The organism is Bacillus sp. ISL-45 (genome assembly GCF_018613195.1).
Taxonomy (GTDB): Bacteria; Bacillota; Bacilli; order Bacillales; family Cytobacillaceae; genus Mesobacillus.
In genome coordinates this window covers 1-21979 of the sequence record NZ_JAGGQQ010000021.1, presented here as the reverse complement: position 1 = coordinate 21979, position 21979 = coordinate 1, and the positions used below count along the sequence as shown (strand labels likewise).

At 44.9% G+C, this 21979-nt stretch carries 16 protein-coding genes; 4 read left to right on the top strand and 12 right to left on the bottom strand.

Annotated features, from left to right (window positions below; all coding sequences use genetic code 11):
* Window positions 1-18: 18 nt before the first annotated feature.
* Entirely contained in the window at window positions 19-204 is a 186-nt protein-coding gene (locus tag J7E35_RS21305) for a YfhD family protein (protein ID WP_214735528.1), read from the top strand.
* 487 nt (window positions 205-691) lie between these two features.
* The gene (locus tag J7E35_RS21300) at window positions 692-943 is read left to right on the top strand and encodes an alpha/beta-type small acid-soluble spore protein (protein ID WP_214735529.1); all 252 of its coding nucleotides are present in this window, start codon (window positions 692-694) and stop codon (window positions 941-943) included.
* Window positions 944-1296: 353 nt separating this feature from the next.
* Here J7E35_RS21300 and J7E35_RS21295 read toward each other — a convergent pair whose 3' ends face one another.
* The 12 genes from J7E35_RS21295 to J7E35_RS21240 all read right to left on the bottom strand — a co-directional run bounded on the left by J7E35_RS21295 (window position 1297) and on the right by J7E35_RS21240 (window position 19774).
* Window positions 1297-2592 (bottom strand): ATP-binding protein, encoded by a 1296-nt coding sequence (locus J7E35_RS21295; protein ID WP_214783829.1) that lies wholly within the window; start codon window positions 2590-2592, stop codon window positions 1297-1299.
* Between the two features lie 206 nt (window positions 2593-2798).
* Window positions 2799-4592, bottom strand: coding sequence for an ABC transporter ATP-binding protein (locus J7E35_RS21290; RefSeq protein ID WP_214783826.1), 1794 nt, complete (start codon window positions 4590-4592; stop codon window positions 2799-2801).
* On the bottom strand, window positions 4586-6310 hold the full coding sequence (locus J7E35_RS21285; RefSeq protein ID WP_214783823.1) for an ABC transporter ATP-binding protein: 1725 nt from the start codon (window positions 6308-6310) through the stop codon (window positions 4586-4588). Before J7E35_RS21285 ends, J7E35_RS21290 begins: the two co-directional genes overlap by 7 nt.
* Before the next feature lie 220 nt (window positions 6311-6530).
* Window positions 6531-8150: a long-chain fatty acid--CoA ligase gene (locus tag J7E35_RS21280; protein WP_214783820.1), complete on the bottom strand. Its 1620-nt coding sequence runs from the start codon at window positions 8148-8150 to the stop codon at window positions 6531-6533.
* Between the two features lie 45 nt (window positions 8151-8195).
* Window positions 8196-9278, bottom strand: coding sequence for a CaiB/BaiF CoA transferase family protein (locus tag J7E35_RS21275; RefSeq protein WP_214783817.1), 1083 nt, complete (start codon window positions 9276-9278; stop codon window positions 8196-8198).
* A gap of 18 nt (window positions 9279-9296) precedes the next feature.
* Window positions 9297-10868 carry a fatty acid--CoA ligase gene (locus tag J7E35_RS21270; protein WP_214783814.1) on the bottom strand — a complete coding sequence of 524 codons (1572 nt, stop codon included), beginning with the start codon at window positions 10866-10868 and terminating at the stop codon, window positions 9297-9299.
* Window positions 10869-10992: 124 nt separating this feature from the next.
* Window positions 10993-12147, bottom strand: coding sequence for a thiolase family protein (locus J7E35_RS21265; RefSeq protein ID WP_214783811.1), 1155 nt, complete (start codon window positions 12145-12147; stop codon window positions 10993-10995).
* A 32-nt stretch (window positions 12148-12179) separates the two neighbouring features.
* The gene (locus tag J7E35_RS21260; protein ID WP_214783808.1) at window positions 12180-13325 is read right to left on the bottom strand and encodes an acyl-CoA dehydrogenase family protein; all 1146 of its coding nucleotides are present in this window, start codon (window positions 13323-13325) and stop codon (window positions 12180-12182) included.
* Between the two features lie 26 nt (window positions 13326-13351).
* Window positions 13352-14875, bottom strand: coding sequence for a class I adenylate-forming enzyme family protein (locus J7E35_RS21255; RefSeq protein WP_214783805.1), 1524 nt, complete (start codon window positions 14873-14875; stop codon window positions 13352-13354).
* Between the two features lie 634 nt (window positions 14876-15509).
* Window positions 15510-17558 carry a sigma-54-dependent Fis family transcriptional regulator gene (locus tag J7E35_RS21250; RefSeq protein ID WP_214783802.1) on the bottom strand — a complete coding sequence of 683 codons (2049 nt, stop codon included), beginning with the start codon at window positions 17556-17558 and terminating at the stop codon, window positions 15510-15512.
* Between the two features lie 162 nt (window positions 17559-17720).
* Window positions 17721-18488, bottom strand: a complete 768-nt coding sequence (locus tag J7E35_RS21245) for a 3-hydroxyacyl-CoA dehydrogenase (RefSeq protein WP_214783799.1) — start codon at window positions 18486-18488, stop codon at window positions 17721-17723.
* Between the two features lie 368 nt (window positions 18489-18856).
* The gene (locus tag J7E35_RS21240; RefSeq protein ID WP_214783796.1) at window positions 18857-19774 is read right to left on the bottom strand and encodes a DMT family transporter; all 918 of its coding nucleotides are present in this window, start codon (window positions 19772-19774) and stop codon (window positions 18857-18859) included.
* A gap of 278 nt (window positions 19775-20052) precedes the next feature.
* On the opposite strand from J7E35_RS21240, the gene J7E35_RS21235 reads away from it, so the two are divergent.
* On the top strand, window positions 20053-20946 hold the full coding sequence (locus J7E35_RS21235) for a hypothetical protein (protein WP_214783793.1): 894 nt from the start codon (window positions 20053-20055) through the stop codon (window positions 20944-20946).
* Window positions 20947-20965: 19 nt separating this feature from the next.
* Window positions 20966-21979: hypothetical protein (locus tag J7E35_RS21230; RefSeq protein ID WP_214783790.1), on the top strand; the 1014-nt coding region annotated here is incomplete at its 3' end.

Sequence of the window (21979 nt, the reverse complement as noted above, 5' to 3'; positions counted from 1 at the left end):
TGAAAGGGGTTTTTTCGAATGGGTCGTGCTCATGGACATAAAACACGTGACCGAAACAAAGCTTCTCTTCCTCAGGTGCCTAAAAATATGAAATCTGATGGACTTGACGTAGAATTTGACAGGGACCTTGCCGATCATGAGGACCTTGAGGCAATGGCTCGATCTAAGGCTGCTGACGAACGTGCAAAAAAACACCGGAAATAACCCATAAAAAAAGAAAGCAGAATCCATCATGGGTTCTGCTTTCTCTTTTAAGGGGAAGGGGAATATCAACAGTTAGCATGGGGATATACATTGTGAATATTTTCACTAACTTTTGATATCTTCACTATACGCTTTCTCTCCAACTTATACAATGACTTTCACCAATTGTTCAAAAATAATATGATCCAGTTATTAACACAACTGTGGACAATGTTAATAACTCTTCCGACCGCTTACTATTATTAGATTTTTAATACGCTAACTTTTTTACATCATTTTTGTGGATAATGTGCATAAGTCTGTGGAGTACTCGAAAAATAGTGATTTTACCTGTGGATAAGTATGGTGATAAATAATCGCTATTAATATTACCCTTACTTCTAAAGCCGCAAACCATATTCATTAACGAAGGCGTAAATAATTTACATGAACAAATCAAATACTATTCCTAATTGGAGTGATATTTAACAACACGGAGGGATTCCTAATGGCAAGGAGGAATAAAATACTTGTACCTGAAGCTAGAAAGGCATTGGATGACTTGAAGGCTCAAGTAGCCGGAACAATGAAACCGGAGGATGCCAAATACGAGACGGCCAGGGAGATTGGAGTTCCCTTGAACAAGGGATATAACGGAAATCTTCCGACCCGGGAAGCAGGGAGGGTTGGCGGCAGACTGGGAGGAAATATGGTTCGCGAGCTCGTTAAAATGGCACAGGAAAACCTGCGTAAGAAGTAAGGATTTCAAAACTGTTCGCAAAAATGATTGACATCTGCTGGAAAATGAAATACACTAGTAAAGCTTCGCCAAAAAGAAGTAACTTGAATCACAATAAATTATTATGTAAACAATTAATGGCGTTCTGCTTTTATTTTTTCGGTAACAACTTATTCACACTGGATCGGCTTCGGAGCCGTAAGGATGCAAGAGAGGTAGGGCTTGTGTCGTTTAGGTTAAAAAATGGATCAAGTGGAATTATGTACCGCGGCAAAAGTTTATAATGGATGATTTTTTATACATCTTGTGGAGTAGCAAGTTACTTGAAAGCGAACCGGGTTCCGGTTCGCTTTTTCTATTGTGAAAAGCGAGATTTAGATTGCGTTATTCACCTTGTCATGTTCAGTGTTATCAGATGGTTCCTGCTTGTAGGTCGGCAGGATAATGGTAACCTCTGTCCCAACTCCTTTTTCACTCTTGAATGAAATCGTACCGCCCATAGCCTCAATGATTTTTATTGAAACGGAGGTTCCGAGCCCCGTACCTTTATCTTTTGTTGTATAAAATAATGTACCTAGTCTGGCAAGTTGGGCACTATCCATTCCTTTTCCCGTATCCGAAACTACTATATATGTTTCATTAACGCCCGACACCTGGCTGATGTTGACTTCCCCTCCATCATCCGTAGCTTCAATTGCGTTCTTTATAATATTCACTAGAGCTTGTTTCAGCTGGTTCCTGTCCGTCTTTACATATATCGCCCATTCAAACTGGACATTCACCCGCACACCTTCCTTTGCAGCAAATGCCTCTATAAGCAATGTGACTTCAGCAATGATTTCTGCCAGTTCGGCATCTTCAAGTTTTTCAAATTGTGGCTTAGCGAAATTCAGATAGTCATTAATGATGGACTCCGCCCTGCCTAATTCTGTTAGGACGAGACTCAAATAATAATGATTATTTCCTTTTTCTTGTTTGTGCATCATTTGCAGGAATCCTTTTACAACTGTTAAAGGATTCCTGATTTCATGCGCAATTGATGCAGCTAATTCACCCAGTGTATTCAGTTTTTCAGCGCGAAAGATTTCTTTTCTCATTAAATCCTTCTCGATCAAGGACTCATTCAGAATCGCCGCAATCCATACCGCAAAAACCTGTATGGCACCGAAAATGGCTACATTCATCATAATTTGGTTCGTGTCTTCCGCTATGGCACCATTAATGATAATGCTGGCCACAAGAATCATCAGCATGGAAAACGAAGGCCATAAACCAACAAGGACCACTGTCCTTATTCTTTTCTTTGCATCGAACGTCCAAAATTTTTTCATGAATATGAATGGAATCAGCGCTGCCAGAAAACCGCTCGCGTATCCGAGCAGAAGATCACCGCCCATTATTGTCCTTGTTCCAAGGTAGGTAACCCAAACCATAGCACCTGCAATAGGACCGCCATATAAAAAGGCCAGTACCATTGGGACGTAACGAAGATCCCAGAACAATCCGCCTTCCTCATACGAAAAAGCAAGGGAGAGAAACACAGCAGCACTTTGAAGCACTCCGCACAAATAAGGAGATTTCCCGATGCTTTTATTATAAAAAAGAACACTATGAATGAAGATTGGCAGCAGAATAATAAGGACGTTTAAAAGAAGTTTCTCAGCAAGCATTTCATCTTCTCCATTCGAAGTGGGTTGGATACATAAAGCCGGACGGACGGACGGATGCTGTCATGCTAATTGAAGTCTCATATTAGGAATACGACAAACTTTTTACGAATCCTCTATTGCCCGGGAAATTTGTCATATTTTACAGGCGGATTCCCTCCATAAACCGATTCACTTTTTGTAGAAAAAAAAGGAAGCCTAGTGGCTTCCTAATAGTTCATTAACATTTTCTTTTCCAGCTGACTCGTGTACAGACTATGGTAAAAACCTTTTTGAACAAGCAATTCGTCATGGCTGCCTTTTTCAATGATCTGCCCATCTTCTATGACGATAATCTGGTCAGCGCTTTTAATTGTATTCAAACGATGGGCGATGATGAAGCTTGTTCTGCCTTTCAGCAGATGCTGGAGTGCTTCCTGGATTTTAAGCTCTGTGATCGTATCAATACTGCTCGTTGCTTCATCAAGAATCAAAATCGATGGATCAGCGAGGATTGCTCTCGCTATGGACAGCAGCTGTTTTTGCCCCTGACTGATGCCGGCATCATCCTGGCTTAACACGGTATCGTATCCTTCTGGAAGCCGCTGGATAAAGGAATGGGCATTTGCTGCCTTCGCAGCCTGCTCTACTTCCTTATCTGTTGCATCCAGTCTGCCGTAGCGGATATTTTCCCTAATGCTGCCCTGGAAAAGGAATGAATCCTGGAGGACAAATCCCATTTGTGTCCGCAAGCTTTCACGGATGATTTTTTTGCTGTCATATCCGTCAATTAAAATGAGTCCCTCATTTGGCTCATAAAAACGTGAAATCAAGTTGATGATTGTGGACTTACCAGCGCCTGTAGGTCCAACGAGGGCAATACTTTCGCCGGGTTCAGCTTTAAAGTTCAAATCAGATACTGTATCCCCGCCTTTTTCATATGAAAAAGATACATCCTTGAACTCGACCTTACCCTTGATGTTCTGAAGTGAGGCAGCTTCTTTCTCATCGACTGCCTCCTCTTCGGTATCAATGATATCAAAAACCCTGTCAGCCCCTGCAACTGCAGAAAGTAAAGTATTGAACTGGTTCGACAGGTCATTCAGCGGTCTTGTGAACTGCCTGGAGTACTCCGTGAAAATAACGATTGTCCCAATCGATACGTAGCCTCTAAGCGCGAAGTAGCCGCCAACAGCCGCTACGATGGTGAAGCTCAGGTTATTGAGCATATTCATTAATTTTGGAATGAAGCCGGTAAAGGTCTGGGCCCAATACCCGGACTCCTTCAACTGTTTATTCTTAACACGGAACTCTTCAATAACTTTTGGTTCTTGCGAGAAGGATTTAATGATTTTCTGGCCAGAGATGGTTTCTTCAATATATCCATTCATTTCACCAAGCCGGCGCTGCTGTTCTTTATACAGCCTCCCTGTCCTGCTCGTAATCCACTTCATCCCCATGAACATCAGCGGCACAATGATCATCGTAACAAGAGTTAACAGCGGGCTAAGCCAAATCATGACTGCGAGAGTTCCCACAAGGGTAAGTACACTAGAAAAAATCTGGATGACAGAAGAATTCAGCGTTGCACTGACATTTTCAATATCATTGGTTACCCTGCTCATCAATTCACCATGCTGGCGCTTGTTGAAGAAATCAATCGAAAGTTTATGGAAGTGAGTAAATAACTGTTCCCTCATTGTATAGACTGTCTTCTGGGCAATCCCGATCATCAAATAGCTTTGGAGCCATAAGGATAAGGAGTGCAGCCCATACACAATGCCAAGACCGGCTAACAGCAAGATGAATCCGTCAGTGGATTCTGTCGCAAAATACTCATCAATTCCCCTTCCAATAAGGAATGGTCCCAATAAACCAAGTGCAGAACTTGCCACAACCATTAATAGAACCAGTATCAGCAGGCTCCTCTGTTCTGCGAGGTATGACCAAATTCTTTTTACCGTCGGTCCAATTCCCCTTACCGAATTACTTTTTTGCTCAGTCTTGCTCTGCCTTTTTAACATCCTGCCTTCACCTCCCCAAATTGGGATTCGTAAATACCCTGATATAGAGCAGAATGGTTGAGGAGATATTCATGGTCTCCATATCCAATTATAGTGCCATCTTCAAGCAGCAGGATCTTATCCGCTTCCTTTGCGGTGCTTATCTTTTGGGTAATGATGACTGTTGTACAATGGTATTTGGTGATTGAATCCAAAAGCTTTGCTTCGGTTTTTAAATCAAGCGCACTTGTACTGTCATCGAGCAAAAGGATTCTTGGATTTTTAATCAGAGCCCGTGCAATTGACAGGCGCTGTTTTTGCCCGCCCGACAGATTGACTCCTTTTTGTCCCAGAAGTGTATTATATTGATCAGGAAGTTTTTCAATTGTTTCATGGATCTGGGCATCAGAAGCAGCCTTAACCATTTCCTCATCGGTGGCATTCTTTTTGCCCCATGCAAGATTTTCCTTGATAGAACCAGTGAACAGCAAAGCCTCCTGGGGAACGTAGCCAATTCCCTCTCTAAGACTTTTCAGTTTAAAGTCCTTGATTCTCCTGCCATCTATCCGGATTTCCCCACTCGTTACATCATATAATCGGGGTATAAGCTGGAACATCGATGTCTTCCCGGCACCAGTAGCACCCAGTACAGCCACGGTTTCACCAGGGTCAATCGAAAAGGATAGATTTTGAAGGATTGGAATATTGGTGTTCGGAAACTGGAATGAAACCTTGTCAAATTCAATTCCCCCTTGAGTAATCCCATGTTCCTTACTGCTTTCTATCGTATCCTCAAGATCAATTTCCTCATTCAGTACATCGGTCACACGCTCAGCAGACGCCCGGGCACGGGAAAACACCATGATAATCCATGAAAACATAGAAAAAGCACTGGTGATCCTGGCTGCATAATTCACAATCGCAACCACTTCACCGACAGAAACGCTGCCAGTCTGGACTTCTATTTTTCCGAACCAAAGAACAGCAATGACACTCAGATTCATGAAAAGCAGCAGGACAGGGATCGTTACCTCTGTAACCCTTAGAGCAAATATGGTTTTATCCTTAAGATTATTGTTCGCATTTTCAAATCTTGTTCCTTCGTAACCACCTCTGGCAAATGCCTTGATCAGCCTCATTCCCACAAGGTTTTCCCTCATGACACCGTTCACTTTGTCCAGGCGCTTTTGAACACTCTTGAATAAACCTGCAGCCTTGATCATGATCCATATCAGGAATATCAACAGAGGCGGGATAATGATGACAAATGCAAGCGACAGTTTCACATTGACGAGCATGGCCATAATGATTCCGCCGATGACCAACAGAGGAGCGCGCAATGCTATCCTCAAGCTCATAAAGAATGTATTTTGCAGCTGTGTCACATCATTAGTGATCCTTGTGATTAAAGATGATGATGGAAAGTTACTGAAGTTAGTAAAAGAAAAAGCCTGGACCTTGGCAAACAGCTTTTCCCGCAAATCATAGCCAAAGCTTTGGCCTGCATGGGCAGCTATAAACGAATTTGTGATACCGGATGCAAAAGCAAGGAATGAAATCCCGAGCATCACTGCACCTAATTTGATGACAGTATCCAGGTCCCTTGCGACAATTCCCTCATCGATGATCTTAGCCATCAGCAGCGGCTGCACAAGTTCAACCGCCAGTTCGACGAGCATCAAGCTTAACGCAGCCGCTATCGGAATGCGATATGGTTTTACAAACGAAAATATACTCATGAAGATAAGACCCCCGTTGAAACGACCTTGATTATTTCGGCTTACGAATTTTTATATCTTCTATAATACCTCTTTTGGTGAATTTTTTGAATTGAAAGAGAATAATTTATTTTGCTTTTAGGTGCTGAAATTTTTTATAGGCTTAATTATTTTATTTTACAACTAAAAAACAGCACCGTTTATTAAGACGTTGCTGCTTTTAATGTTTTTCATATAATTTTTAAGAATTCTGTACCAGATGATCTTTCAACTGGTCTCTTAGTGCGCGTTTCAGGAATTTGCCGACCGAGGTCTTTGGGATCTCCTCCATGAATACAACATCATCCGGCAGCCACCACTTGGCGAACTGCGGGGCGATGAATTCGAGAATCTCCTGCTTATCGACCTTGCCTCTATATTGTTCCTTCAGTACGACGCATGCAACCGGCCGTTCCTGCCATTGCTGGTGAGGGACGGCAACGACACTCGCTTCGAATACAGCCTCGTGAGCCATCAGGGCATTCTCAAGGTCGACCGATGAAATCCATTCGCCGCCGCTCTTGATCAGATCCTTCGTGCGGTCGACTAGCTTGATGACACCCTCTTCATCAACAGTGGCCACATCCCCGGTGTACAGCCAGCCATCGCGAAAGGCATCTGCCGAACGCTCATCCTTATAATATTCATCGGCAATCCATGGTCCACGCAGCAATAGTTCTCCCATTTCTTCTCCATCCCACTTCACTTCGCCATTTCCGCCGATGACTTTCATTTCAAGCCCAGGCACAAGGAGTCCTTGCTTTGAGCGGATATCTAAAATTTCATCTTCGTCCAAGCCGACCTGGTAGCTCTTCAGGCGTGATACTGTTGCCAGCGGAGTGGTCTCTGTCATACCGTATGCGTGCAGGAATGGAATTTTATATTTTGTTTCAAACGCCTTTATCATGCCACGCGGCGCTGCAGAACCGCCACAGACAATTGATCTGAGCGAAGAGGTATCATAGCTTCCATTTTCAAGCTCATTCAGTAGGCCGAGCCAAATCGTCGGCACTCCTGCGGTGAAGGTGACTTTTTCCTGTTCAATGAGATCAGCAAGCAGCTTAGGTGTGAACAGCGGCCCAGGCAGCACCTGAGTCGAGCCGAACCATGTAGCAGCGAATGGCAGACCCCAGGCATTGGCATGGAACATTGGCACCACAGGCAGTACCACATCAGTTTCAGAAAGTGCTGCTGTATCCGCCAACCCGAATGCGAAGCTATGGAGGACAATGCCTCTGTGAGAATAAACAACACCTTTAGGATTGCCAGTGGTTGCAGAAGTGTAGCACATCCCTGCCGGATCATTTTCATCAATATCTTTCACGAATTCAAATTCAGGACTGGCATCGCGAAGAAGCTTCTCATAGGAATAGACTGGCTCCAAAGTTGTGTCGGGCAGTTCGTCTTTGTCGGTCATGATGATGTATGCCTCTACTGTTTTAAATTGGTCCTTGCTCCGCTCAATCAGCGGCACCAAATCCTCATCGACAAGCAGCACCTTGTCTTCTGCATGATTGATAATGTAAGAGACATGTTCTGCTGACAGGCGGATGTTGATGGTATGAAGAACTGCCCCCATACCCGGAGCGGCGAAGTAGACTTCAAGATGGCGATGGTGATTCCAGGCAAAAGTGCCAACTCTGTCGCCTTTTTCCACACCGAGCTTTTCAAGCGCACTGGCGAGTCTGCGTGTCCTCTTGCCAATCTCCTTGTAAGTGAACCGGTGAATACCTGATTGTGTACGAGATACCACCTGCTTTTTCGGGAAAAATTTTTCTGCTCTTTCCAATAGCGATCCTACTGTCAATGGAACATTCATCATAACCGACATTCCCCTTCCACTTATTAAATTAGGTATTTCCCTCTATTAATTGCTGCTTTTTATACTGAGCCAATCTCTTAAAACCTCTTCTGTCTGTTCTCCTTTTTTCGGTGGAGCTGCATCCTCTTGTGCTGGCAAATCTCCATGCATTTTAATTTGGCCTTCTGGCAATACAAAATTCTTTTCTCGCCAATATGGATAGTGAGCCAGTTCTCCCGCCTCAAGTACAGGTGTAAGGCAACAGTCGACCTTCATGCCAAAATCCGCCCATTCAGAGAGCGACTTGCTTTTAAACAAATCAACAAGCTCAAGATAAACAGGATTTGTGTTTTCCGGGCTGGAATAATGGGCGGACAGCCAATCCTCCCGGCCGACAGCTCGACAAAAGTTGTGCCAGAACTTTGGTTCCAGTGCGCCAAGGCTGACATAGCGGGCACCTTTTGTTTCGTACAGCCCATACCCAATGACAGTACCATTCAGCACAGAAACGCCATTTTGATAGCCAGTTTCTTTTTCAATCAGGACATGGTTTGCCATCAAGGCTGCCATGCTGTCAGCAATGGAAATGCAGTGATAGCTGCCTTCGCCAGTTTTCCCCCTGGCAACAAGTGCAGCAAGGATTCTCTCACTGGCCGCCAGTCCCCCGATATAATCAGAAAAAGTATGGGTTGGATGAACCGGTCTTCCTTTATCGTTCTTCATCTGGGCCAAAGCGCCGCTCAAGCTCATATAATTCAGGTCATGACTGCCCAGGCTGCCCATTTCCCCGTTCCTGCCGTAACCCGTCACCGAGCAATAGACGATTCCTGAGTTGACCTTTTTTACTGCTTCATACCCGAGTCCAAGCTTATCCATCACTCCAGGCCTGAAACTCTCAACAACAACATCCGCCCTGGCGAGTAAGTCAAGGGCAAGCAGCTTTCCTTCTGCCTGTTTCAGATTGATGACGATACTCTTTTTGCCGCGGTTATGGGCGTTAAATACATAGCCTTCTCCTGTATTCCTTGCCGGGTCTCCCTCCGGCGCTTCGACTTTGACAATCTCAGCCCCCAGTTCTGCCAGTCTCAAGGTCGCAAAAGGTCCGGGAATATAATTTGTGAAGTCTACTATTTTAATTCCTTCCAGCATATTAAAAAATCCTTTCCATTACGTCGGCTGCCCTTTTGAAAACAGTTCTTCCATTTGCTTACGCAGCATGAACTTCTGGATCTTTCCGCTTGCATTCCTAGGGAGTGCATCTACAAAGATATATTTACGCGGCCGCTTGTAATTTGCCAGGCTGTCACTGTTTTTGCACCACTCATCTAAATCTCCTTCGGTGACCTCGTGATCTTTTTTCACGACAAAAGCAGTTACTGATTCGCCCCAACGGTCATCCGGCTGGCCGACAATCGCGACATCAAGGACACCTTCATGGGCATGGAGAACATCTTCTACCTCTCGCGGATAAATGTTTTCACCCCCGCTGATAATCATGTCATCCACCCTGTCTTTGACCCAAAGATAACCCTGTTCATCCAGGTAGCCGATATCACCCGAATGGTACCAGCCTTTATACATCGCTTTTTCAGAAGCCTCTTCACGATTGAAGTAACCAGTCATCATGCATGGGCCCTGGACGATAATTTCCCCGCTTTCGCCTGGAGGCAGGATATCGTCGGGGTCGGATGGGCCATCCTCGTTCGGCCGGACGATCCTGATCTCATGGTTAAGGCAAGCCTGGCCAGCAGCACCTGCTTTTGTCAGCTGGTCATCCTCAGATAAGAAGGTGATCGCAGGACCCATCTCCGTCATCCCATACGCCTGGACCAGCTTGATGCCCAGCTTGTCATGGCAGGCATGGACAAGCGAAGGCGCCATAGGGGCTGCTCCATACAGACCCAGCTCCAGACTTTCGATATTATAGTCTTCCAGGTTCTCCTGCAAAAGCATATTCCACATTGTTGGCGCCGCGAAGAACTTCGTGATTTTTTCAGAATCAATCAGTTCAAGAACCTTCTTTGGGGCGAATTGATGGAGGATGACATTGCTGCCGCCCACATGGATTCTAGGCAGGAATGCGCAATGGAGCTCAGCACAGTGAAACATTGGCGCAGTCACCAACCCTTTATCTTTTGCACCTAGTTTGGTTGCACCTACAACGATGATACTCTGCTCGACCATATTGCGGTGCTTGTGCATAACGCCTTTTGGCCTGCCGGTGGTCCCGCTTGTATACATGATCGCGTACAGATCGTTTTCATCTACCTCAATATCAACAGGCTTTGTTTCCGCAGCTTTCACTTTTTCATGATAGCTTTGGGCATACTCTGGTGTATCTTTGTCGATGTACCAGAAAGCGATATGCGGGAATCGCCTTTCAATAGCGGCGATGACTGGCTCCACCGCCTTTTCAAAAAGGATGACCTTTGGCTCTGCGTCACCCAGGATAAAGGCGACCTCTTCTCCCATCAGCCGGAAATTGATAGGATTGAAGACTGCGCCAATTTTCGCACAGGCGAAAAACGCAGTACCCAATTCCTCGGTATTAAATGTGAACGCAGAAACCCGGTCGCCTTTCTTCACTCCTTCAGCAAGGAGCGCATTGGCAAGCCTGTTCACTTCCTCATTCCATTCACTATAAGTAAAGCGGACATTTTTGCGGACATCATAGAGGGCTTCCTTGTTCGGGAATTTCATTACCGTCAGGTCAAAGATTTTGCCGATCGTTGTGCTCATTTGCATTCCTCCTAATAAAATGTCGATTTTATGCTTTACAGAGTAGCAGTTTATAGTAGTCTCATTGGTGACCTATTTTTCTTACTTTTGCTGTTTTCAGGCGCCAATAAATGTTGGCATTCTTTTAATCCAGACGTTCAATAATGGTGGCGTTTGCCATGCCGTGCCCTTCGCACATTGTCTGAAGGCCGTAGCGTCCGCCGGTCCTTTCAAGTTCGGACATCATCGAAATCATCAGGCGGGCGCCGCTCGCTCCAAGAGGGTGGCCAAGCGCGATTGCTCCTCCATTCGGATTGAGTTTTGCAGGGTCCGCTCCCGTTTCCTTCAGCCATGCCATCGGTACAGGAGCGAATGCTTCGTTCACCTCGAAGACATCGATATCCTCCAGCTTCAGGCCGGCTTTTTTGAGGACTTTTTCCGTTGCCGGAATTGGTCCTGTCAGCATCAATGTCGGATCTGAACCTACCACAACCCTGGTGTGAACCTTGAACCGCGGCTTCAAGCCTAACTCTTCAGCTTTTTCACGGTCCATCAAAAGCAGGACACCTGCACCGTCACTGATCTGGCTCGAGTTCCCGGCATGGATGACACCATCCTCTTTAAAGACCGTTTTCAACCCGGCCAAAACTTCAGGAGTCGTTCCTTCGCGAGGCCCTGAATCTTCCGTCACCAAAGTTGTTTCACCATTTTCGAGTGTGATCTCGAGGGGCATGATTTCTTTTTTAAAATACCCCTCTGCCTGCGCCTTCAAAGCCCGGCGATGGCTTTCTGCAGAGAACTCATCAAGTTCCCGCCGGGTAAAACCATATTTCTCCGCAATCCGTTCTGCGGATAATCCCTGATGGATCATCTCGTATTGTTCTCTTAATTTAGGGCTGAAAGGGTTGGCTTCCTGATAATTAGACCCCATTGGAACACGTGTCATATTCTCCACGCCGCCGGCAATGACGACATCCATGTCCCCTGCAAGGATCGCCTGGGCCGCAAAATGGACTGCCTGCTGACTCGATCCGCATTGGCGGTCAATCGTTGTTCCTGGTACTTCAATCGGGAAACCGGCTGTCAAAGCCGCTACCCTGGCAATATCTCCAGCCTGTTCGCCTGACTGTGTTACACAGCCGAGGATGACATCCTCTACAAGTCCTGCATTGATTCCGGCCCGCTTTACAACCTCTTTTAAAACTCCTGCAGCCAGCTCATCCGGCCTGATATCCTTCAATAAACCCTTCCTTCTGCCGACAGGCGTCCTTACGGCTTCAACGATTACAACCTCACGCATGTTTTCATCTTCCTTTCTGAAAATCTGATTTTCTACAAACCCAGGTTTTTAGCAATGATGGTTTTCATGATTTCGTTCGTTCCTGCATAGATGCTGGCAACCGGGATATCACGAAACCTTCTCGCAATCTCGTATTCTTCCATGTATCCATATCCACCGTGGAGCTGCATGCATTCTGCGGCAATTTTCCTCGCGCTGTCTGTCAGCTTCCACTTTGCCATCGATACCTTTGTGACAACATCCTTGCCTTCGATATGCTCGGCAATCAGCTGGTCAAGGAAAGCTCTGCCCATTTCGATTTCTGTCGCCATCTCGACTATCTTGAATTGCGTATTCTGGAACTTGCTGACCGGCTTGCCAAATGCTTCCCGGCTTTTGACATACTCGATCGTCTGCTTCAGCATGACCTCAGATGCGGTCTGGGCTGCAATCGCAACAAGCAGTCGTTCCTGCTGGAGCTTTTCCATTAGATAAAGGAAGCCTTTCCCTTCCTCACCCAGCAGGTTTTCCTTTGGAACACGGCACTCTTCGAAGATAAGCTCTGACGTATCCTGACAGTGCAGTCCCACTTTATTCAGCTTCCTCCCTCGGGTAAAACCAGGTGTATCCCGCTCAACGACCAGCAAGCTGACACCTTTATGCTTGGGGTTCGCTTTTGGATCGGTTTTGCAGGCTACGACAATCAAATCAGACTGGATTCCATTGGTGATGAAAGTCTTTTGCCCATTTAAAATATAGTGGTCGCCATCAAGGATTGCTGTTGTCTGTATGTTCGCCAGATCCGACCCTGTCCCTGGCTCTGTCATTGCAATCGCGGTAATGGTTTTACCTGAGGTACAATTTGGCAGCCAGCGTTTTTTCTGCTCCTCTGTTCCATAGGAAGTGATATACGGAACTACGATGTCATTATGCAGCCCTACGCCAACCAGGCCTGAGCCCACCCGCTCAAGCTCTTCATTGATGACAACTGCGAATCCCCAGTCGACTTCACTGCCGCCGTATTCTTCATCGATATCAGGGCAAAGATAGCCCTGATCGCCCATTTTCTCCCAGAAGGACCGCGGTATCAGTCGCTCTTCCTCCCACTGTTCGTAAAATGGATATGCCTCCTTCTCTAAAAATTTCCTCAGTGACCTGCGAAAAATTTCATGGTCATCTGTTAAATAAGGATGTTTCATAATTGACTCCCCTCTCACTCAAACTATTAAAGCTTCACTTCATTCAGTTTCTGGCGAAGCTGGTATTTTAGTATTTTTCCAGAAGCATTCCTTGGCAACGCCTCTTCGATGAAGATCTTTCTTGGAACTTTATAGCCTGCAAGTTTTTGGCGGCAAAAGCTCTTAAGCTCCTGCTCATCAACTATTGCATCCTGCTTTGGCACAATGACTGCGCAGACGGCTTCTCCCCAAACTTCATCCGGCAGACCGATGATTGCTGCCTCCAGAACAGCAGGATGTTCATAAAGGACTTCCTCTACTTCAATTGAATACACATTTTCCCCGCCGGAAATGATCATGTCTTTTTTCCGGTCAACGAGAGTGATATATCCGTTTTCATCGACCGTCGCCAGGTCCCCGGTATAAAGCCAGCCGTTTTTGATTGTCTTTGCCGTTTCTTCCGGCTTCTTATAATATTCCTTCATAATGGATTCACCTTTGATGATGAATTCACCGACTGCACCAGGCTTTATATCTTTCCCTTCTTCATTCACCACTTTAGCTTCAGTCAGGAATGCGGCTTTTCCTCCCTTGCCAAAATGGTGCTTATGCCCTTCCGGATCCAGCAATATGCCTCCAGGGCCAGCTTCAGTCAGACCGCATAGATTATAAAACTGGTCTGTCCTGAAAAGCTCCATGCTTTTGCGGACAAGTTCCGGAGCCATTGGTGCAGCACCATAGCCGCATCTTTTAATCGAAGATAGGTCATAATCAGAAGCATTCGGCACCTGCAGCATAAAGTTGTACATCGCCGGGACTCCAAAAAAGTGGGTGATTTTATGTTGCTGGATTGCTTCAAGCGTTGTAACCGGATGAAAATCCCGATGAATGATATGGGTTGCCCCAAGAACGACGCCTGATATCAGGAAAAGATTAAGCTGTGCCGAGTGGAACAGCGGAGCGATATGGAGGATTCTTTCCTCCTGGTTGATTCCCATGCTGATCATCATCGTCAGGCCGACATTGAAAACTCGTTTATGGTCAAACAAAGCACCCTTGGGCCTGCCGGTTGTCCCGGACGTATACAAGATTTCAAGGTCATCATCATTGCTGATTTCAATTTGTGGATCATCGGCATTTTCGGAAAGGACTTTATCGAATGAATAATGTCCAACTGTTCTAGGGGTTCCAGTCGAAATGACATGAGCTGTATTTGTCCCTTCACGTGCAGAAGTGATGATATCCTCGAACTCATCATCGCAAATAACCAGCACAGCGCCAGACTGTTCCAGTATGTAATGGACCTCGGATGCTGTCAGTCGGAAATTCACCGGCACGTTTACCGCACCAATTTTAGCTCCAGCAAAAAAAGCAAATACAAACTGATCAGAGTTTCTCATCATTAAAGCAATCCTGTCGCCTTTGTTAACCCCCAGGCTAAGCAGTCCGTGGGCAAACTTGTTCACTTCCTCATTAAACCGCTTGTATGTATAGCTCCTGCCTTCACATTGAATCGCGAGCTTCTCCGGTGTTTTCCTTGCATTTTGCGCTAAATATGACCCGATATCCATACCGAACTTCCCCCCTGGTTAATTTGAAAACGCCTTCATCATTTTATATGCAATAATTATGCCAATTTTCCAAAAATGAAGATGACAGCAACAACCAAGCAGGAATTTGGATGTTTGCCCTGCAAAGTGTCCGAAAAATGGACACTGTGTTTGGACATTTAAATAGATGGTGGTTACTGAACGGGAAAAATCTCATCTTATTGCTCGTTTAGCAGTTTACTGGGTAGTTCTTGTACTTAATTGATGATATTACTGGAGGCATTATAGATTTATTGGCGGTTTTCACACTTTTATTGGCGAAGTTCACAACTTTATTGGCGATATTATGATTTTATTGGCGATATTATGATTTTATTGGCGAAATTCACAACTTTATTGTCGATTTCCAAGATTTATTGGCGAATGGAAAAAAACACGTGTTTTTTCCAGTTTGCTAAACATATGTGTAAATCTACTAGGCTAATCTTCATTTTTTCGACCGCGCTTACCCCACCCATAATATACCGCCCAGAAAATCAGGGGCACCCAAAATATAAATGGCCTTTTTTCCACAGGTAATACGACGAGAAGCAACAGTCCAAACAAAAAGAAAGGCGGCATCAGCAGCCAGTATTTTTTAGAATACATATAGCTCCTATACGCTCAGCTGGTATTTCTTTATTTTTTCATAAAGGCCTGAGCGGCTGATGCCTAAGAGTCTTGCTGCCTTTGCTTTGTTTCCATTTGCCTGGGAGAGCGCTTTTCTGATGGCTCCGAGCTCGGCATCTTCTGCAAGGCTGATTTGTTCTCCGAGCGGGCTGGATAGTTGCGAGATTAGATAGTCCGGCAGGTCCTCAGCCTGAATTTTCCCATGCTCGGCAAAGGTCATCGCACGTTCAAGGACATTGCGCAGTTCCCTTACATTGCCCGGCCATTCATAGCGAAGCAGTGCGGTCTTTGCCGGGGAAGAGATACCGGTGATGCTCGTGCCCAGCATCGAATTCAATTCTTTCATTAAACCGCTGATCAAATACTCGACATCATGAACACGTTCCCTTAACGGAGGAATAGTCAACGATATGACGTTCAGGCGATAATAAAGGTCCTCCCTGAACTCCCCCTGCCTCACCATTTCTTCCAGGTTACGGTTAGTCGCCGCGATAATACGGACATCGACCTTCACCCTTATATTTCCGCCTACTCTGTAAAACTCCCGCTCCTGCAGGACCCTTAATAGTTTTGCCTGGAGGGAGAGTGACATATCGCCGATTTCATCGAGAAAAAGCGTCCCGCCATTCGCAAGGTCAAACTTCCCGATTTTACCGCGCTGCTTTGCCCCCGTAAAGGCCCCTTCTTCATATCCGAAAAACTCTGATTCGAGCAGGTCCTCCGGGATAGCGGCACAATTGACAACAACAAACTTACCTTCACTCCGGGCACTGCTGTTATGGATAGCATGCGCGAACAACTCTTTCCCTGTTCCACTTTCACCCCTGACCAATACTGTGGATCGGCCTTTCGCTGCTTTGGCGGCACTTTTCTTTAATTTTTCCATATAAGGATCTTCGCTGAAAATATGATCCCAGGTGAATCTGGCCGACTCTGATTTCTGCAGCTGCTGATGGTAAAAGCTAGCCTTGTTCTCAGCTTTCTGAAGTCTCTTGAACAGCTCGCTGACTTCATTCAATTGGCGGAACATCACTTTGCCAATCGCGCCGATTACCTTGCCATCCTTCTTGATTGGGATTCGATGGACTATGTATCTGATTCCGTTCATCTCGTTAAAATTGCTGACCTCTGCCATTTCTGATCTGAATACACTCTCAAGTTTGAGTTGCGGAAGCACTTGCTCAACTGGTTTGTGTAAAACTTCTGTTTTTTCCAGGCTGAACAATTCGAGCAGCGGCGGGCTGACCATCGTGATCATGTTCTTTTCATCGGTCATCAAGATTCCATCATACGCATTCTCTAGCGTCGTCTCGATTGTCAGCTTCAGCTTTTTGACGGTCTCCAGCTCTTCTGCCATTTTTTCAAATTCGGAAATATCCTGGAATAACAGGATTTTCCCTTCTTCATTATTCACTGTTTCATAGGAAGAGATGTGAAGAATCGATTTGAATTTTTCGTAATGATGAGGTGAATTGTCTTCATTCAACAAGCCGGGAAAAATCTCACCGATTTCGCTGGACATGATCGAATCAACGGACCGGCCGCTGATTTTGGCGAAAGCATCATTTGCATACACTACCTTCATCCGGCCGTCAGTCATGAGAACCCCGATATTGGAATGCTGCAGGATTGTTTCCAGCTGGTCCTTAAGTGTATTCGCAGATTTTAACAGAGCGACCACCATATCGGTCTTGGTCAGTAAACCGATGACCTTGTCCTGCTCATCAAGCACGACCCCGGTCCCAACCTTGCTTGTTTTAACAATTCTCTCGATTTCACGGTAAGGGGTGTCAATACGGATGGACCTTGCTTGCTTCTTTATGTATGGCTGGATTGGTGCCTCCAGCGGACTGCCATCCAGGATCATTTGATAAAGTCCGCTCCGGGTAAAAACACCCTGCAAATTCCGTTCGGCGTCTGTGACGGGCAGAAGATTCCATTTCATCTCTTTGAAAATTCCAAGTGCCTCTCTTAATGTTGTTTTTTCCGTGACCTTGCAGTCGACAGGCGTAACAATATCCTTGAATTCAATCATTCATTTCCCTCCTTATATGAGAGATTTCTGAATATTATAACTTCAATTATATAGCACTGCTGCGGAAAGGTACACTTATTGACTGTAAAAAACCTGCTCCCCGAACAGGTGCAGGCTTTAAAAATGTATAACTTTAATCCTTATAAATGGGTTGCAATGATATTATTTCGGCTGCATGCGGATGGCACCGTCCAGGCGGATTGTTTCGCCATTCAGCATTGGATTTGTCAGGATGCTTTCAGCAAGCATCGCATATTCCTCGGGATAACCTAGACGCTGCGGAAATGGCACCATTTTGCCTAGAGAATCCCTTGCTTCCGCTGGGAGCGAATCGAACATCGGGGTATGGAAAAGCCCTGGGGCAATTGTCATCACCCTGATTCCATAGGCAGCAAGCTCCCTGGCAATTGGCAGCGTCATCCCGACAACGCCGCCTTTAGAAGCACTGTAGGCAGCCTGCCCGATCTGGCCATCAAACGCGGCAACTGATGCTGTATTAATGATGACACCCCGCTCACCATGTTCATTCGGCTCATTTTTAGACATCTGTTCTGAAGCAAGCCTGATGACATTAAAGGTTCCTATTAAGTTGATGGAGATTACTTTTGAGAACATGTCCAGAGGATGGACACCTTTCCGTGATAACAGCTTGCCTGCAACTCCAATTCCTGCACAGTTAACAACCGTGTTGATCGACCCCAGTGATTTAATTGCTTTGTTGATGGCATTCATTACTTCTTCATCACTTGTTACATCCGTTTTAATGAATATTGCCTGTTCCCCAAGTTCTTTAACGAGAGCATCTCCGCGTTCCACTGACAAGTCAAGGATTGCCGCCTTTCCCCCTTTCTCTACAATTCTCCTGACAGTTGCTTCTCCCAAACCAGAAGCTCCGCCTGTAACTATCGCCCTTGCATCACTAATTTTCATTTTGTCTGACCTCCACTTTTACCAATTTGTTAGTTTTATATAAAGCAAGAATCGTGCCAAGTTCTGTATATGATAAATAAAGAGATCTTTAGAGATAGGTGTGCAAAATCAGGACAGTTTTCTGGATAAATGGACACTTTGAGATATTGAATACAGCTCCCTGTAACTTGAGCTATTTTTTAATGATTGAATGCTTTATTCCTGTTGAATCTGATTTAGAATATGGTCTGCTCCCCGTGGTACATAAAATGGCTCTTAATACCAGTTGGGTTCAATTTAATTCCAGTGGCGGCAGTTTGAATATTAGTTGAGTTTCCTTTTTGCAAAAATAAAAATGCAGAGCCGAAGCCCTGCATTTAATTTCAATATTAAGCTGCGTTCCGTTTTATCCGGTTTCTCAGCAACAATTCCTCAAGTGCCCCTGATCCGAATATGACACCGGAAACGATGAAAATTAATCCCAGCAGGTGAGAAGAAGTAATATGCTCCCCGAGGAAAATAGCTGCGAACATGATTGACAGGAATGTATTCAAGTTCAGGAAAATGGATGCTTCCGCTGGTCCGGCTTTGCCAATTGCGTAATTGTAGAGCATGTGCCCTACTGCAGTCGCGAAGATGGCTGAAGCAAAAAACACACTCCACACCCCAAGGGAACCACTGCCTAAGCTTGCTAATCCACTTGGCTCCTTCCATAGTCCGATAAAAAACATCAGGATTGAGCCAAAAATCAGCATATATCCCGTCAGCAGACGGGGATCCAGGGTTTTTGCGGCTTTTGAAATAATGATGAAGCTGATTGCCTGAGACAATATGGAGAGAAATACATAAAAATCACCAATCGACATGCCTGATAGTCCTGTACTCCCTGCCATCACTGTCAAAGAGACCCCGATTCCCCCAAAAATAAAACCGAGGATCCGTATAAATGTCAGCCGTTTACCAAGGAATAAAATCGCCATCAAAGCAGTCAGCAATGGGCCCATGCCGAGGATTAGTCCTCCGTTGACTGCCGAAGTCACTTTTAATCCAATGCCGAGAAATAAATGATGCCCAGTGACATTCAGGATTGCGCCGCCGAATATATAAATCCACTCCTGCCTGGATGGCAACCGGACTTTTTTTAAGAAAAATAGAATGATAAACACCGAGACCCCAGCTGTGAAGACGCGGAGCGAGGTGATGGTGATTGGCGGAAAATTCCCTACTATAATCTTTAGAGCCGTTACATTCAATCCCCACAAAAACATGACACCAGTAAGAATCAAATAGATTTTAAGGTTTTTCATGATGTTTCCTTCTTTCATTTAAACGATTAAAGCATAACTAACATTCTACTCCTTTTTTATAAAAGGGCAAGAATAATCCCATTAATTTTCCATCCCAATTAATAAGTGCCTATAAGAAAGGTAAATTGTACCAGGTCTTTATGCATCTTTTTGAATAACCTGGTAGGTTAAAAGAATGGTTTATTATAAAATCCTTCAAAAACCGACAAAAAGAGGTTTGAAAACCAGAATGCTATTTCGGAAAGTTAGAATACCGTTATGAAAGGAGGTGAAAAAGAATGCACTTCCGACAACTGATTATTACTGGCTTTATTGCGGGTGCAGCTATGTTGGTACCTGACATCGCTTTTGCTGAAAAAGGGCCAAATGCCGGAAAACTTCAAAAGCCTGTGGCGGCTGAACAAGTTACTCTGCCAGATAAGGCTGAGAATGCACAATCTCCTGAAAAAACTCCAGCCAAACCTGATGTCAAAAACCAGCCGGTGGAGAAGCCAGGCGTTCAAAAACCAGACGAGGCAATACCGAAAGAGAAGCCCGCTGATGCAGTGAAATCCAATAGGAAAGCTCAATCATTCAAGAAAAATGAGAAAGCGGCCCTGCCTCAAAAGGCTAAGGCCTTGATCAACGAGAAGTTAAAACAGGAAAAACATAAAACAAAGCATAGCAATAAACAAAGCAATAAACATAGCAATAAAGATGCTTTAAAATCCATACATAATAAGGGTAATTACGCAAAAGAAACACAGCGCAGATCACCTGGGTTAAAGGAAAAGGTTGAGCCATCCAAGGAGTCAGCAGCGACCCCGTCAGTAGTTAAAGCTACAGCAAAGACGGCAAGCAAAGAGATGCCTTTAGTTAAAGATGATGAAAAGGATTCATCCAAAAACGAGAGGTATCCTAAGGGTGACAACATTCCAACCCCTCCTTCACGCACAAAGGCTTCAGGGGGGCCGTCAAGTGACAGGACAAGTTATGGAAACGCGAGCACTTTCATTAACGATAAGTGGTTTGTTTGGGATGAATCATATAATTTAAATCTCCTGCAGCCATATACATCGCGAGTTGCTGTTTTTCAAAGCCAATGGGTCAATGCCCCGCCATCACCGCCACCGCACAAAGCTCCTGCTTTTTTACCGTATACCGACGGAATAGCCACGGATAACGTTAATTAAAAGGGAGCGAATTATTAAAATGAATAACTATATGAATGGATCCAAAGTTGTGAAGTCTTTTATGTTAGCTGGAGTATTGTCAATCGGGGTACTGACTGGAGGGCAATTTACTCAAGCTGCAGGACCTGAAAAAGTTAAGGTTGAACAATCTCACGCAGTGAAACCAGCAAAGGTTCAGTCTGCTAAAAAAGCTGATGTAAAAGCAAAACCGGCAGTTCCAGCAAAGCCTGCTGCCAAGCCTCAAGTAAAAGCACCAAAAGCTGAAGCTAAGGAAAAAGCAGCGAAATCTCAGGCTAGCACTCATGCAAGTGAAACGGCTAAAAAGCACGCATCACCAAACGCAGCAGTTCATTCAACTGTTCAGCAAGCACCTGCTGAGGAAGTTCCAACTGAAGAAGTTGTTACTCAGGAGCCAGTCGTTGAAGAGGTTGTTGAAGAAGTTGTTGAAGCAGACCCAGTTGTGACTGATGGCACTGAAAAAGATGCTGAATCAGAAGAAACTGCTGAGCTTGAAGAAAATACAGCAACAAAACAAGAAGAAGATGAAGCTGAGCTTGACGCTGACACTGAAATGAAAAAGGAAGATGAAGAAGAATCTGATGAGGATTCTGAAGACATTGACCTTGATTCAGAAGCAACTGTAAAAACTGAAGAAGACGAAGAAAATGACTCTGATTCTGAAGACATCGATCTTGATACAGATGCAACAGTGAAAACTGAAGAAGAAGACGAAGAGGAAGAGGATACAGAAGATAAGGAATCTCCTTCTATCGCTAACAAAATGAAGTCAAGTGCTTTCAATGCAAGCGATGTTGCTAAAGAGAAAGCTAACGAAAATTCTGCTGTTGCTTTGTCTGTTGAAGTCAGTGAAGAAGAAGTTGCTGAAGAAGACGTTACTGAAGAAGATGTCACTGATGAAGACGTCACTGATGAAGATGTCACTGATGAAGACGTTACTGAAGAAGACGTCACTGAAGAAGATGTCACTGAAGAAGATGTCACTGAAGAAGATGTCACTGAAGAAGACGTTACT

Bases quoted from the DNA above. Each gene is read 5' to 3' on its own strand.
- J7E35_RS21305 (WP_214735528.1), top strand. From the start codon at position 19: ATGGGTCGTGCTCATGGACATAAAACACGTGACCGAAACAAAGCTTCT.
- J7E35_RS21275 (WP_214783817.1), bottom strand. From the start codon at position 9,278: ATGCTGGAAGGAATTAAAATAGTAGACTTCACAAATTATATTCCCGGA.
- J7E35_RS21265 (WP_214783811.1), bottom strand. From the start codon at position 12,147: ATGCGTGAGGTTGTAATCGTTGAAGCCGTAAGGACGCCTGTCGGCAGA.
- J7E35_RS21240 (WP_214783796.1), bottom strand. From the start codon at position 19,774: ATGAAAAACCTTAAAATCTATTTGATTCTTACTGGTGTCATGTTTTTG.
- J7E35_RS21260 (WP_214783808.1), bottom strand. From the start codon at position 13,325: ATGAAACATCCTTATTTAACAGATGACCATGAAATTTTTCGCAGGTCA.
- J7E35_RS21290 (WP_214783826.1), bottom strand. From the start codon at position 4,592: ATGTTAAAAAGGCAGAGCAAGACTGAGCAAAAAAGTAATTCGGTAAGG.
- J7E35_RS21255 (WP_214783805.1), bottom strand. From the start codon at position 14,875: ATGGATATCGGGTCATATTTAGCGCAAAATGCAAGGAAAACACCGGAG.
- J7E35_RS21270 (WP_214783814.1), bottom strand. From the start codon at position 10,868: ATGAGCACAACGATCGGCAAAATCTTTGACCTGACGGTAATGAAATTC.
- J7E35_RS21295 (WP_214783829.1), bottom strand. From the start codon at position 2,592: ATGCTTGCTGAGAAACTTCTTTTAAACGTCCTTATTATTCTGCTGCCA.
- J7E35_RS21300 (WP_214735529.1), top strand. From the start codon at position 692: ATGGCAAGGAGGAATAAAATACTTGTACCTGAAGCTAGAAAGGCATTG.
- J7E35_RS21250 (WP_214783802.1), bottom strand. From the start codon at position 17,558: ATGATTGAATTCAAGGATATTGTTACGCCTGTCGACTGCAAGGTCACG.
- J7E35_RS21235 (WP_214783793.1), top strand. From the start codon at position 20,053: ATGCACTTCCGACAACTGATTATTACTGGCTTTATTGCGGGTGCAGCT.
- J7E35_RS21280 (WP_214783820.1), bottom strand. From the start codon at position 8,150: ATGATGAATGTTCCATTGACAGTAGGATCGCTATTGGAAAGAGCAGAA.
- J7E35_RS21285 (WP_214783823.1), bottom strand. From the start codon at position 6,310: ATGAGTATATTTTCGTTTGTAAAACCATATCGCATTCCGATAGCGGCT.
- J7E35_RS21245 (WP_214783799.1), bottom strand. From the start codon at position 18,488: ATGAAAATTAGTGATGCAAGGGCGATAGTTACAGGCGGAGCTTCTGGT.